The organism is Streptomyces antibioticus (assembly GCF_002019855.1).
Lineage (GTDB): Bacteria > Actinomycetota > Actinomycetes > Streptomycetales > Streptomycetaceae > Streptomyces > Streptomyces antibioticus_B.
The window spans coordinates 8,153,187-8,167,186 of sequence record NZ_CM007717.1 but is presented as its reverse complement, the minus strand read 5'-3'; the positions used below and the strand labels follow the sequence as shown (position 1 = coordinate 8,167,186).

Below are 14,000 nucleotides of genomic sequence, written 5' to 3'. Positions count from 1 at the left end.
GAACAGCCCCCTAGCGAACAGCCCCCTCCCGCCCCGCCGCCCTCCGCACCGCCAGCACCATCGTCAACCCTCCACCCGGCGTGTCCTCCGCATGCAGGCTGCCGCCGATCGCCTCCGCGAAGCCGAGGGCGACCGCCAGGCCGAGGCCGACGCCGTTGCCGCGGGGGGCGTCGCCGTGGCGTTGGAAGGGTTCGAAGATGCGGGGCTTGGCCTCGTCGGGGACACCGGGGCCGCGGTCCACGACGCGGACCTCCACACGGTCGGCGACGGCGCTCGCGGAGACCAGGACGCGCTGCCCCGGTGGGCTGTACTTCACGGCGTTCTCCACGACGTTGGCGACCGAGCGCTCCAGGAGGCCGCGGTCGACGTCCACCATGGGCAGGGTCTCCGGGATGTCCAGGTCCACGCTGTCCTCGGGGACGCCGCCCAGCGCCATCGGGATCACCTCGTCGAGGTCGGTCTCGCGGATGATCGGGGTGACCGTGCCGGTCTGGAGCCGGGACATGTCGAGCAGGTTGCCCACCAGGTGGTCGAGCCGGTCGGCACCGTCCTCGATGGCCTCCAGGAGTTCCGCCCGGTCCTGCTCGGACCACTCGACATCGTCGGAGCGCAGGGAGGTGACCGCCGCCTTGATGCCGGCGAGCGGGGTGCGCAGGTCGTGGCTGACGGCGGCGAGCAGGGCGGTGCGGATGCGGTTGCCCTCGGCGAGTTCCTCGGCACGGTCCGCTTCCTCCTGAAGGCGCCGGCGGTCCACGACCACCGCCGCCTGAGCGGCGAAGGCGGCCAGCACCCGGCGGTCCGCGGCCGGCAGCACCCGGCCGGACAGGGCCAGCGCCATCCGGTCGCCGACCGGGACGTCGACGTCCGCCTCGTCGGGCACGGCGCAGGGGCGGGGGCCGACGCTGCCCGCGCGGGTCCAGGGCGCCACGTCGCTCTCGCGCTCCAGCAGCGCCACCGACTCCATGCCGAAGGTCTCGCGGACCCGTTCCAGCAGGGCGTCGAGGCTGGTCTCGCCGCGCAGGACATGGCCGGCGAGGAAGGAGAGGATCTCCGACTCGGCGCGCGCCCGCGCCGCCTGGTCGGTGCGCCGGGCGGCCAGGTCCACGACCGACGCGACGGCCACGGCGACCCCGACGAAGACCGCGATGGCGACGATGTTCTGCGGGTCGGCGATGGTCAGCGTGTGGGCGGGCGGGCTGAAGAACCAGTTGAGCAGCAGCGACCCCACCACCGCGGACGCCAGCGCCGGGAGCAGCCCGCCCAGCAGGGCCGCCGCGACCGTCAGCGTCAGGAACAGCAGCATGTCGTTGGCGAGGCCGACGTCCGGGACGACGCTCGTCAGCAGCCAGGTGAACAGGAGGGGGCCGAGGACGCCGACCAGCCAGCCGGCGACGACCCGGGACCGTCCGAGACGGGCGCCGCGCGCCGCGGGCAGGCCGCGGCCCTTGCCCGCCTGGCCGTGCGTGATGAGGTGGACGTCGAGGTCGGGTCCGGAGTCGCGGGCCACGGTCGCGCCGACGCCGGGGCCGAAGACGTACTGCCAGCTCCGGCGGCGAGAGACGCCGAGCACGATCTGTGTGGCGTTCACGCCCCGCGCGAAGTCGAGCAGGGCGGCGGGGATGTCGTCGCCGACGACGTGGTGGAAGGTGCCGCCGAGGTCCTCGACCAGCGTGCGCTGGACGGCCAGTTCCTTGGGCGAGGCGGCGGTGAGGCCGTCGCTGCGGGAGATGTAGACGGCGAGCACCTCGCCGCCCGCGCCCTTCTCGGCGAGCCGCGCGGCGCGCCGTACGAGCGTGCGTCCTTCGGGGCCGCCGGTCAGGCCGACGACGATCCGCTCGCGCGAGCCCCAGATCGCCGACACCCGGTGCGCGCTGCGGTACTCGTTCAGGTATTCGTCCACCCGGTCGGCCACCCACAGCAGCGCCAGTTCGCGCAGCGCGGTGAGGTTGCCGGGGCGGAAGTAGTGGGAGAGGGCCGCGTCGACCTTGTCCGGGCGGTAGACGTTGCCGTGCGCCATACGGCGGCGCAGCGCCTCCGGTGACATGTCGACCAGCTCGATCTGGTCGGCACGCCGTACGACCTCGTCGGGGACGGTCTCGCGCTGCCGGACCCCGGTGATCGACTCGACCACGTCGCCGAGGGACTCCAGGTGCTGGATGTTGACGGTGGAGACGACGTCGATGCCCGCGGCGAGCAGTTCCTCCACGTCCTGCCAGCGCTTGGCGTTGCGCGAGCCGGGCACGTTGGTGTGGGCCAGCTCGTCCACGAGGGCGACGGCGGGGGCGCGCCGCAGGACGGCGTCCACGTCCATCTCGGTGAAGGGCGCGCCCCGGTAGGCGAGTTCACGGCGCGGGACCTGTTCGAGGCCGTGCAGCATCACCTCGGTGCGCGGCCGGTCGTGGTGTTCCACGAAGGCGACGACGCAGTCGGTGCCGCGCTCGGCCCGGCGGTGCGCCTCCGAGAGCATCGCGTAGGTCTTGCCGACGCCCGGTGCCGCGCCGAGGTAGATCCGGAGCTTGCCGCGTGCCATGTCGTTCCTCGGTGGGGCATAGGGGGTGGGGCTTCGCAGGCCGGTCGTAGAAGGCCAGAGGTCGCAGGGTCACGCTTCGAAGCGGTAACCCATGCCCGGCTCGGTGATCAGATAGCGGGGGTGGGAGGGGTCGTTCTCCAGTTTGCGGCGCAGTTGGGCCATGTAGACGCGCAGGTAGTTGCTCTTGTTGCGCTGCGAGATGCCCCAGACCTCCTGGAGGAGGTGCTTCTGCGTGACGAGCTGTCCCGGATGGGTGACCAGGATCTCCAGCAGATGCCACTCGGTCGGGGTGAGCCGTACGTCCTGTCCGCCCCGGACGACCTTCTTGGCCAGCAGGTCGATGGTGAAGCCGTCGGTCTCGACCAGCGAGGTCTCGGGGGCGACCGGGACGTCCTCGGTGCGCCGGACGGCGGCGCGCAGCCGGGCGAGCAGTTCGTCCATGCTGAACGGCTTGGTGATGTAGTCGTCCGCGCCGGCGTCGAGCGCGGACACCTTCTCGCTGGACGACTGCCGGGCGGACAGCACCAGGATCGGCGCCCGGGTCCAGCCGCGCAGGGCCCTGATGACCTCGACGCCGTCCATGTCGGGCAGGCCGAGGTCCAGCAGGACCACGTCGGGCTGGCGGGCGGCGGCCAGCCGCAGGGCCGTGGCCCCGTCGGGGGCGGCGTCCACGCCGTAGTGGCGCGCCTGCAAGTTGATCACCAGGGCCCGCACGAGCTGCGGGTTGTCCTCCACCACGAGCACCCGGGTCATGGGTGTGTGCCTCTCCTGTCGTACGCCGGGCCCGAGCGGGACGCCGTCAGCTTCGCGCCACGAGTTCCCTCAGGGCGATGTTGAGCCGCAGCACGTTCACCCGCGGCTCACCGATGAAGCCGAGCGTACGGCCCTCGGTGTGCTCCGCCACGAGCCGCCGCACCTCGGCGACGGGCAGCCCGTTGAGCTGGGCCACCCGGTGGACCTGGAGTTCGGCGTACGACGGTGAGATGTCGGGGTCGAGGCCCGAGCCGGAGGAGGTGACCGCGTCGGCGGGGACGTCCGACGGCTTCACGGGGTGGCCGGGCACGGAGTTGTCCCGGACGACGGCGGCTTTGGCGTCCTTCACCCAGCGGATCAGCTCCGCGTTGTCGCCGGACCGGTTGGTCGCACCGGACAGGATGATCGAGTACTGCGTGTTGACGCTGTTGGTGCCGAGGCCGTTCTGCGGACGGCCCTGGAACCACCGCAGGTCGGCGGCCGGGGTCTCCTCCCCCTCCTTCAGCGGCAGGTGGTACGCCTGGCCGATCAGGGCGGAGCCGACGACCCGGCCTCCGGAGGTGATCTCCGAGCCGTTCGCCTTGTCGCCGAACAGGCCCTGGGCGATGCCGGTGACGGCGAGCGGGTAGAGGACGCCGGTCACCAGGGTCAGCACGAGGAGGGCGCGCAGGCCCGCCCCGAGCAACCGGGCGGTGTTCGATACCGAGTTGTTCATGGCGATCAGCCGATTCCGGGGACGAGGGAGAGGAGCAGGTCGATGAGTTTGATGCCGACGAAGGGGGCGATCAGGCCGCCGAGGCCGTAGACGGCGAGGTTGCGCCGGAGCATCCGGTCCGCGCTCACCGGCCGGTACCGCACGCCCTTCAGGGCCAGCGGCACCAGCGCGACGATGATCAGCGCGTTGAAGATCACGGCCGACAGGATCGCGGAGTCCGGCGAGGACAGGCCCATGATGTTGAGCCGGTCCAGTCCCGGGTACACCGCCGCGAACAGCGCCGGGATGATCGCGAAGTACTTCGCCACGTCGTTGGCGATGGAGAACGTGGTCAACGCACCCCGGGTGATGAGGAGTTGCTTGCCGATCTCGACGATCTCGATGAGCTTGGTCGGATCGGAGTCGAGGTCGACCATGTTGCCGGCCTCCTTGGCAGCCGACGTGCCGCTGTTCATCGCCACGCCGACATCCGCCTGGGCCAGCGCGGGGGCGTCGTTGGTGCCGTCACCGGTCATCGCGACCAGCTTGCCGCCGGCCTGTTCCCGCTTGATGAGGGCCATCTTGTCCTCGGGCGTGGCCTCGGCGAGGAAGTCGTCGACGCCCGCCTCCTCGGCGATCGCCTTGGCGGTCAGCGGGTTGTCGCCCGTGATCATGACGGTCTTGATGCCCATGCGGCGCAGTTCCCCGAACCGCTCGCGCATACCGTCCTTGACGACGTCCTTGAGGTGGATGACGCCCAACACGCGGGCGCCGTCGGCGTCTTCGACGGCCACGAGGAGCGGGGTGCCGCCCTCGGCGGCGATGCGGTCGGTCAACTCCCTTGCGTCCTGGAAGGCTTCGGGGCCCCGTGCGTGCCGGGCAGCTTCCCCGTGCCGTTCGGCCACCCACGCGATCACCGAACTCGCCGCGCCCTTACGGACCTTGCGGCCGTCGACGTCCACTCCCGACATCCGGGTCCGGGCACTGAACTCGATCCACTCGGCGCCGGCCAGCTCGCCCTGGTGCCGTTCGCGCAGCCCGTACCGCTCCTTCGCCAGGACGACGACGGAACGGCCCTCGGGTGTCTCGTCGGCCAGCGACGAGAGCTGGGCCGCGTCGGCGACCTCGGCCTCCGTCGTACCGGGCACCGGCAGGAACGCGGCGGCCCGGCGGTTGCCGAGCGTGATGGTGCCGGTCTTGTCGAGGAGCAGCGTGGAGACGTCCCCGGCCGCCTCGACCGCACGGCCCGACGTGGCCAGGACGTTGCGCTGGACCAGGCGGTCCATGCCCGCGATGCCGATCGCGGAGAGCAGGGCGCCGATGGTGGTGGGGATCAGGCAGACCAGCAGGGCGACCAGCACGACGACGCTCAACTCGGCGCCGGCGTGGTCCGCGAACGGCGGCAGGGTCGCCACCGCCAGCAGGAAGGCGATCGTCAGCGAGGCGAGCAGGATGCTCAGCGCGATCTCGTTCGGTGTCTTCTGCCGGGCCGCGCCCTCGACCAGGCTGATCATCCGGTCGATGAAGGTCTCACCGGGCCTGGTCGTGATCTTGACGACGATCCGGTCGGACAGGACCTTCGTGCCGCCGGTGACGGCAGAGCGGTCGCCGCCGGACTCGCGGATGACGGGCGCCGACTCGCCGGTGATGGCCGACTCGTCGACCGAGGCGACGCCCTCGACGACATCGCCGTCACCGGGGATGACGTCACCGGCCTCGCAGACGACCAGATCGCCGATCCTCAGCTCGGTGCCGGGCACCACGGTCCCGTCGACCTTGCGCGCCACGGTGCCGGTCTTGGCCCGGCGCAGGGTCTCGGCCTGTGCCTTGCCGCGGCCCTCGGCGACGGCCTCCGCGAGGTTGGCGAAGAGCACGGTGAGCCAGAGCCAGGCGCTGACGGTCCAGCCGAACCAGTCGCCGGGGTTCTTGAAGGAGAAGACCGTCGTCAGGACGGAGCCCACGAGGACCACGAACATCACGGGAGTCTTGATCATCACCCGTGGGTCGAGTTTGCGGAACGCGTCCGGCAGCGACTGCACCAACTGCCTGGGGTCGAAGAGGCCGGCGCCGACACGGCGGCCGTCGGGGGGTGTGGGGCGGCCTGCCGAAGCGTCCTGGTCGGGCGCGAGGGTGGTGGTGGGTGTGGACATGGAGTCCTCTGGCTTCTCATGGGTTTCGGCGGGGGTGGTCGTCACGCCAGCCCCTCGGCGAGCGGGCCCAGTGCGAGGGCGGGGAAGTACGTGAGACCGGTGATGATGAGGATCGCGCCCACCAGCAGCCCGGTGAACAGCGGTTTCTCGGTGCGCAGGGTGCCCGCGGTGGCCGGGACGGGCGTCTGCCGGGCCAGCGAGCCGGCGAGCGCCAGCACGAACACCATCGGCACGAAACGGCCGAACAGCATGGCCAGACCCAGGGTGCTGTTGAACCACTGGGTGTCGGCGTTCAGACCGGCGAAGGCCGAGCCGTTGTTATTCGCGGCGGACGTATAGGCGTAGAGGATCTCCGAGAACCCGTGCGCCCCGCTGTTGGTCATGGAGTGCGGCGGGGTCGGCAGGGCCATCGCGAAGGCCGTGAGGACCAGCGCGAGCGCCGGCGTGACGAGGATGTAGAGGGCGGCCAGTTTGATCTCGCGGGTGCCGATCTTCTTGCCCAGGTACTCGGGGGTGCGGCCGACCATCAGTCCGGCGATGAACACGGCGATGACGGCCATGATCAGCATGCCGTAGAGGCCGGAGCCCACGCCGCCGGGCGCGATCTCGCCCAGCATCATGCCGAGCAGGGTGAGGCCGCCGCCGAGGCCGGTGAAGGAGGAGTGGAAGGAGTCCACCGCGCCGGTGGAGGTGAGGGTCGTCGACACGGCGAAGATCGACGAGCCGCCGATGCCGAACCTGGCCTCCTTCCCCTCCATCGCCCCGCCGGCCAGGTCGAAGGCCGGGCCGTGGTGGGCGAACTCGGTCCACATCATCAGCGCGACGAAGCCGAGCCAGATCGTGCCCATCGCGGCGAGGATCGCGTAGCCCTGCCGCACCGAACCGACCATGACACCGAAGGCGCGGGGCAGCGAGAACGGCACGACGAGGATCAGAAAGATCTCGAAGAGGTTGGAGAACGGGGTGGGGTTCTCGAAGGGGTGCGCGGAGTTGGCGTTGAAGTACCCGCCGCCGTTGGTGCCCAGCTCCTTGATGGCCTCCTGGGAGGCGACCGCCCCGCCGTTCCACTGCTGCGAGCCGCCCATGAACTGGCCGACCTCGTGGATGCCGGAGAAGTTCTGGATCACCCCGCAGGCGACCAGCACGACCGCGGCGACGAACGCCAGCGGCAGCAGCACGCGTACGACACCGCGCACCAGGTCGGACCAGAAGTTCCCCAGCTCACCGGTACGGGACCGTGCGAAGCCGCGCACCAGCGCCACGGCGACGGCCATGCCGACGGCCGCGGAGACGAAGTTCTGCACGGCGAGCCCGGCGGTCTGCACGACGTGGCCCATGGCCTGCTCGCCGTAGTACGACTGCCAGTTGGTGTTGGTCACGAACGACACGGCCGTGTTGAACGCCTGGTCCGGATCGATCGCGTCGAAGCCGAGCGAGCCGGGCAGAACGCCCTGGAGGCGCTGGAGGCCGTAGAGGAAGAGCACGCCGACGGCGGAGAAGGCGAGGACTCCGCGCAGATACGCGGTCCAGGTCATCTCGGTGTCGGGGTCGGCACCGATGCCCTGGTAGATCCACTTCTCGATGCGCAGGTGGCGCCGGGAGGAGTAGACCCTGGCCATGTGATTGCCGAGGGGGATGTGGACGAGCGCCAGCGCGCCCGTCAGCGCGACGAGCTGGAGCACGCCGGCGGTTATGGGGCCCATGGCGTCTCTCAGAACCTCTCCGGGAAGATCAGGGCGAGGACGAGATAGCCCAGCAGGGCGACGGCCACGACCAGGCCGACGACGTTCTCGGCGGTCACGGCTTCGTCACCCCCTTGGCGATGAGGGCCACCAGCGCGAAACCCGCGAGCACGGTGACGACGAAGGCCGGATCGGCCATCGCGAACTCCTGGAGTCAGGGGCGGTTGGAACGGACGAGTAGATGAAAACTCGGCCGTGGCCGGTTCGGGACGCCCGTTGACGGCACTCTTACGGGAGTGCGGGGGATCTTGACGGAACCCATACGCCCGGTGTTCGTGCCTGTGACCAGGGGAACTCGTCTCGGAACGGCCTCAGGCCCGGACCGCTGCCGCTCGCGGCGGTCCGGGTCCGGGCCTGGGCCTGGGGCCGTGTCGGGCTACGGCTCGTACGCCGTAGGTCTGCCGCCGGCTGGATCTGCCGGCAGCCGCCTCTGCTACCAGTTGAAGGTGAGCTTCGGCTTCGCGTTGCGGGCCAGGGTGTGGGCGAAGTCGGGCCACCACGCGCCGGCCGGCGGGTCCTCGACGCCGCCGTACTCGGGGTCGCCGGGTCCGGGCGTGCCGCGGTGGCAGGTGCCGTCGGACTCGCCGATGATCTTCACGTAGAGGTAGGCGTCCGCCAGTGGCTGCCCGGTGTCGGCGGTGGGGCGGGGGCCGACGCCGCGTCCCGGGGCGTTGCACCAGTGCTCGGGGTCGGTGTACTTGCCCGGCGGCGAGGTCCAGGCGCCGAGGCCGTTGCGGCTGGTGTCCAGGACGTAGTGGCTGAGTTCATCGGCGGGCGGTGTGCCGACGTTCTCGTCGTACCAGGCGTCGGTCCAGCGCCAGGTGGAGGTGTCCTCGAAGGAGACCGCGTTGCCGGGTTGGCCGTCGTTGGGGGCGGCGGACGAGTAGTACTGGTTGGCGCATTCGGCCGTGCGGTCCGCGGTGGAGCCGGAGCCGTCCGCCGTGGCGTGGCGGACGCACTTGGAGACCCAGGTGCCGTAGCGGTTCAACTGGTCGGTGGGCTGGTAGTTGGAGACGTTGAGGGCGAAGCCCTGGGCCTTGTCGAGTCCGGCGTCGAGCAGCCGCTGGGCGATGGTTCCGACCGGCTGCCAGTTGCTGCTGCCGGCGTCGATGTACACCGAGGTCGCGGGCCGCCGAGCGAGGGTTTCGACCGCCGACCTGACGCTCGCGATCCGCTCCGTGGTCTGCGTGCCGGTGGGGTCGGCGTTCGCGCCGCAGTCCTTGGGGAGCAGGGCGAGTCCGTCCGGCTCCACGACGGTGAGGGCTTTGCCGTTGCCGATGCCCTGGGCGACGCCCTGCACCCATGCGTCGTAGGCGGCGGCGTCGGCCGCGCCTCCGCTGGAGTAGAAGCTGCAGTCCCGGCCGGGCACGTTGTAGAGGACCAGGACGGGGACCGCGTGGGCGGCCTTCGCGGCCTTCATGATGCCCTGGACGCGACGCCGGACCTCGTCGGGGGTGCCTTCGGTCAGCCAGAACGATTCGGGCCAGGAGGCGAGTTTGGCCATGTTCAGCGCGTCGGCGAGCCGGCCTTCGCGCAGATCGGTGACGGCCTGCTTGGCGGCCTTGCTGACCGGATCGACGTAGAAGCGGGTGTCGTGGGACAGCGCGCGGCGGTCGGTGGCGCGGTCCGTGGTGGAGGGTGCCGCCATGGCCTGACCGGTGAGGCCGAGGGCGGTGACGGCTGCGCACGCGATGGTGGCGAGGTGGCGTATCGGGAGGGGGCGGCTCATGGGCGGGGGCTCTCCTTGACAAGGGGGTGACGAGGACGAGGCGTTGCTGCCGGGGGGTGTGGTTCACCTGGCCCCGGCTGGTGCACGCGGGTCCGGCCGGCAGGGGCGGCGCACGGGCCCGTCGGCTCGGACCGCTCTGACGTGGGGTGGCGAGGGGTAGCGAGGGACAGCACTTTTGGGAGCGCTTCCAGCGGTGTCCTGATGATGGTGCTGGCGATGTCTGATGTCAAGCATGTAACGACTGCCGTCGAAACGGGAGTTGAAGCGGGCGCGACGGTGCGCCGGCAGCCCCGGTCCTCGTTCACATCGTGAACGTCCAAGAGGCGGAAGACTGAAGCGATGTCCCGTGGATCACCCCTCGAACCGCGGATGCGCTCCGTCTTCTTCAATCTTTGAACTCTTCGTCGACCGTTCCAAGACCCGCTGTCATCTTCCCGAAGCGGGGAGTTGGCCCGCTCCCCGGACTCCGCGTGATGGGTGCGGCAAGCAGGCTGCACTGGGTGAAACGGACTCCATCACATTGGAAGCACTTCCAGTTCGACGCGGCTGGTCAGTCCCACCAGAACCACCAGTCCCCGCGCGTCATGAGGTCCTCGTGATACGTGGACCAGTCCAGGTCGGGATCCATGAAGAAGACGTCCGGACAGGCCAGGTAATGCTCCGCGGCGAGGACTTGGGCCTGCTGGACGTCCGCCGGCCGACCGGCGACAGAGACATACAGGCTGCCGTGCCCGAAGCCCACGATACGCAGACCGAACCGGTCCTCCCAGGAGCGCAGCACCGCCGACAGCTCCCGCGCGGTCATATGGTTCGACATCCCGCTCCAGCCCACGGCGGCGGGCGCGTCAGCGCCCCGCGAGACCTGAACGAGCGCGAGACACCGGGCTCGACCGTCGCGGGCGACAGCGGACGCCACTTCACCCGCGCACGCGTCCACGTCGGTCGACGTCACGGCAGGCCGCGCGAGACCTGGCCACTCCTGGAACGACGGCCATGAGTCGTCGGTCCACCGGCTCCGGAGGTACGAGGCGGCGTCGATGTCAGCGCCGTGGCCGCCGCCCGCCGGCTCGAACGAGTCGTCCGGGTACTCCAGCAGGATCGGGTACAGGCCGCTCTCAAGACGGCGTGCGTAGAGGCGCTTCCACCAGTCGGCCGCGTGCGCCACGGGTCCGTCGCTCATCCACACCACCGGGTGCGGATCACGACACGGCCCCACGAGGCGCCCGGGCGGCAAGCCGTTCACCAGTTGTCTGGCGTCTTCGCTCATCGGTCCAGGCATGAGCGGAATGTACGTGGCGCCTCTGACAGAGCCGTTGGTTGTGAACACTGCCGCCCAGGTGCGACCGTGCCGCCGAACCGACTCCGTCGGGGTCTTCGCTTCGTTTGTGCCGGTCAGAGCCATGTCGGCGACGCTTGTACATTGCATAAGTCACCTAGGGCTGCTATCTATTTGCTTCACGCATCAACCACAGGATCTTCACATTGTGAAGAACTTCCTTGCCGGTTCGGGCGCTCATGGCGCGGTCGCATCAGCAGACCGCGTGCCGAGGTCGGTTCCCCCAGCCGGCACCCGGCCCGTGATGTGTCCGGGTGGTCGGGGAGTTCGCGTGACTCCACCTGTAGGTCCGTCGGGCCTACTAGTCATCAGGGAAGCAAATGAGCACCTGTCCGTCCTGCGCTGAACCCATGGCCGCAGGTCACGCGTTCTGCGGCAGATGCGGGGCACCGGTCGTGCCCGCGCAGCCGGCAGCGGCGCCGATGACACCGCCGATGCCGCCTGCACCGCCCGCCTCTCCCGTGCCGCCCGCCTCTCCCGTGCCGTCCGCGCCGCCCGAGATGTGGAACGCCCCGGCGCCGGGCCGTCTGTCCGTCCTGTTCACCCGTGTCCGGCCGGACGCACAGTCCGCCAAGGCCGCGGCCGTCGGCGCGCTTTCGGCTCTGGGGAGCCAGCTCGTTCTGTTGTTCGTCGTCCTCGTCGTCACCGCCCAGTTCCTCCCCGAGGAGCACACCGGCACGGTGGGCGACTGGCTGACCTCCACGGTGTGGCTGGCCGGACTGGCCCTTCGAGGCACGCTCGGTCTGACGATCGAGGGGGCCGGGGACTCCGCATCGGGCAGCGGGTTCGGGGACTTGACGTCGGGGTCCGTCGCCGGTCAGGCGGAGTTCGGCATCACCCTTCAGATGCTGCTGTTCACGTGCACCGCCCTGTTCGCCGTGTGGTGGTTCGCCCGGCGCGGCGAGCGGCGCGCGGCGGCGGAGACCTGGGCGCGCCTCGCGGGCCGGTCCGCCACCGCTGCTCTCGTCTACGCCGTCGCCATGAGCGTGCTCGTGCCGGCCACCCACTCCTCCGCCGTCTTCGGCATGAGGACCGAGGAACTCGGGCCGGTGTCGGTCGACTTGGGCGTCAGCCTGTGGCCGCTCCTTCCGTACACCGTCGTCTTCGTCCTCCTCGCCGACTTCGCCGCCCGTGCCGTCGTCCGCCGCGGCGCCGTGAGCGGGCTGCCGGACGCGTTCGCCGGACGCCTGCACGGCTGGCGGTCCCCGCTGGTCGCCGCGGGCACGGTGACCGCGGTTCTGCTCGGCCTCGCCGCCCTGACGGCGCTGGGCTTCGCCGTCTTCGGCGACACCGGCGATCTGAACACCGGTGCCGCACTGGGACTTTCGCTGCTCACCCTGGTCAACTCCGCCGTCTGGCTGGCCGGTGTGGCCCTGGGCGTCACGGCCGGGAGCTCCCTGAAGGGCGGCGCGAGCGTCGAGTCCTTCCTCGGCAACGACGACACCAGCCAGTTGGAGGACGCGAAGGCGGGCCTGTTCACCGGCAACATGCCCGCGGCCGCCTACCTTCTGCTGCTCCTGGTCGCCTTCGTGGTGATCGTCGCCGCGATCCGTCACGCGCTGGCCCACGACCCCCGGGAGCGCATGCTGAGCACCCTGTGGAGGTTCGCGGCCGCCATGGCCGTGCTGTGGGTGCCGCTCGCCGTCGTGTCCGGTCTGCACGCCTCGATCGACGGAGGCGTCGACATCGGGGTGGGCCCCTTCGGCGCCAGCGGCACGGCGCACGGTTCCGTGTCCTTCGGCCTGAGTGTCTTCGGAGCGCTGTTCGTGGCGCTGGTGTGGGGTGGACTGCTGCTGGTCGCGGCGCAGTTCGTGACCCGGCCGCTGCTGAGCGCCTTCCCCGCCGCGGGTGCGTGGATCCTGCGCATGCCCGGCCTGCCCGTGCACCCGCAGTGGGCCGCGCTGCTCGCCGACGCGGCGCAGCGCAAGGGCCGTCCGGTGCCGTCCCGGCTGACGAGTGCGCCGGCCGAGCCGCTCGCCTGTCCGCCGCTGGCCACCGACGCGAAGTGGGCACGGTTCACCGGCATCGGCCTGATCGCCGTCGTCGTGCTGGGCGGTGGCGCTACGGCTGCCTGGTCGGTCGTGGATTCCCAGGTCTACGGCCCGAAGGTCGCCGCCGAGGACTACCTGCGGGCCGTCGCGGACGGACGTGCCGAGGACGCCCTCGCACTGCTCGACAACCCGGAGTCCGGACCGCTGCTGACGCAGGCCGCGCTGGGCGCCCAGCGCAAGGCCGCCCCGCTGACCGACGTGAGCGTCGACGACGTGGACGAGTCCGGAACGCTGGCCACCGCCACCGTCACCTACTCGGTGGACGGGGAGGAGTACGAGACCTCGCTGCTCCTGATCGCCGACGACGAGGACAAGCACCTCGGCCTGTGGCGGAACTGGAAGGTGTCCGACGGCCTGGCGCGAGTGGAAGTGACGGCGTCCTCGCTGCTCGACAAGGCCAAGGTGAACGGTGTCCCGGTGCCCCTGCACGACGGCAGCGCCGAACTCGCCGTCTTTCCGGGCACGGTGACCGTCGAGGGCGCGGACTCCGGCTATGTCGCCGCCGACGGCGGCGCATCGGTCACGGTGGAGCCCGGCGACAGCGCAAGCGCCGACGCCCTGGAGGCGACACTCACCGCCCAGGGCGAACAGGCCGCGCAGGAAGCCGTGTTCACCGAGCTGACCCAGTGCGCGGAGCGGAGCACGACCCTCGAACCCGAGGACTGCCCGTTGAGCCCGGACACCTACTACTCCTCGCTCGACGAGACCGAGGACGTCGTCTGGACCCAGCGGTCGGAGCCGGTCCTCGACACCGAACTGGCCGAGGACGGAACCGTCATGGTCACCGGCTCCCTCGACTTCGCGGTGCGTTGGGTCAGCGTCGACACCTGGGACGACACCAAGGAGAAGCAGCAGGACACCTGCACGCAGTCCTTCTCGGCGACGGTCGATCTCTCTGGCGCCGCCCCCACCGTGACCTTCGACTCCGGTTACTACGACTGGTAGTCGCGCTTCACCGCGCTCTCCGTCACCGGAGCCTTCCCTTTCCCTCTTACTGCCTTCACCTTTTGAGGAG

9 protein-coding genes are annotated in these 14,000 nt (G+C 70.7%); 1 reads left to right on the top strand and 8 read right to left on the bottom strand.

Features of this window, described 5'->3' with window-relative positions; translation table 11 throughout:
* Window positions 1-10 precede the first annotated feature (10 nt).
* From AFM16_RS36730 to AFM16_RS36695, 8 genes are all read right to left on the bottom strand, one after another.
* Window positions 11-2,530 (bottom strand): sensor histidine kinase, encoded by a 2,520-nt coding sequence (locus tag AFM16_RS36730; protein ID WP_078636581.1) that lies wholly within the window; start codon window positions 2,528-2,530, stop codon window positions 11-13.
* A 69-nt stretch (window positions 2,531-2,599) separates the two neighbouring features.
* Window positions 2,600-3,283, bottom strand: a complete 684-nt coding sequence (locus AFM16_RS36725) for a response regulator (RefSeq protein WP_030797302.1) — start codon at window positions 3,281-3,283, stop codon at window positions 2,600-2,602.
* 46 nt (window positions 3,284-3,329) lie between these two features.
* Entirely contained in the window at window positions 3,330-3,998 is a 669-nt protein-coding gene (locus tag AFM16_RS36720; RefSeq protein ID WP_078636580.1) for a potassium-transporting ATPase subunit C, read from the bottom strand.
* A gap of 5 nt (window positions 3,999-4,003) precedes the next feature.
* Window positions 4,004-6,127 (bottom strand): potassium-transporting ATPase subunit KdpB, encoded by a 2,124-nt coding sequence (kdpB, locus tag AFM16_RS36715; protein WP_078636579.1) that lies wholly within the window; start codon window positions 6,125-6,127, stop codon window positions 4,004-4,006.
* A 41-nt stretch (window positions 6,128-6,168) separates the two neighbouring features.
* Window positions 6,169-7,830 carry a potassium-transporting ATPase subunit KdpA gene (kdpA, locus tag AFM16_RS36710; RefSeq protein WP_078636578.1) on the bottom strand — a complete coding sequence of 554 codons (1,662 nt, stop codon included), beginning with the start codon at window positions 7,828-7,830 and terminating at the stop codon, window positions 6,169-6,171.
* Between the two features lie 8 nt (window positions 7,831-7,838).
* Entirely contained in the window at window positions 7,839-7,928 is a 90-nt protein-coding gene (gene kdpF / locus AFM16_RS36705; protein WP_009326374.1) for a K(+)-transporting ATPase subunit F, read from the bottom strand.
* A 374-nt stretch (window positions 7,929-8,302) separates the two neighbouring features.
* Window positions 8,303-9,598 (bottom strand): glycoside hydrolase family 6 protein, encoded by a 1,296-nt coding sequence (locus AFM16_RS36700; RefSeq protein ID WP_078636577.1) that lies wholly within the window; start codon window positions 9,596-9,598, stop codon window positions 8,303-8,305.
* A 550-nt stretch (window positions 9,599-10,148) separates the two neighbouring features.
* Window positions 10,149-10,865 (bottom strand): DUF4253 domain-containing protein, encoded by a 717-nt coding sequence (locus tag AFM16_RS36695; RefSeq protein WP_245177902.1) that lies wholly within the window; start codon window positions 10,863-10,865, stop codon window positions 10,149-10,151.
* Between the two features lie 503 nt (window positions 10,866-11,368).
* On the opposite strand from AFM16_RS36695, the gene AFM16_RS36690 reads away from it, so the two are divergent.
* On the top strand, window positions 11,369-13,930 hold the full coding sequence (locus tag AFM16_RS36690) for a serine/threonine-protein kinase (RefSeq protein ID WP_143648528.1): 2,562 nt from the start codon (window positions 11,369-11,371) through the stop codon (window positions 13,928-13,930).
* Window positions 13,931-14,000 lie beyond the last annotated feature (70 nt).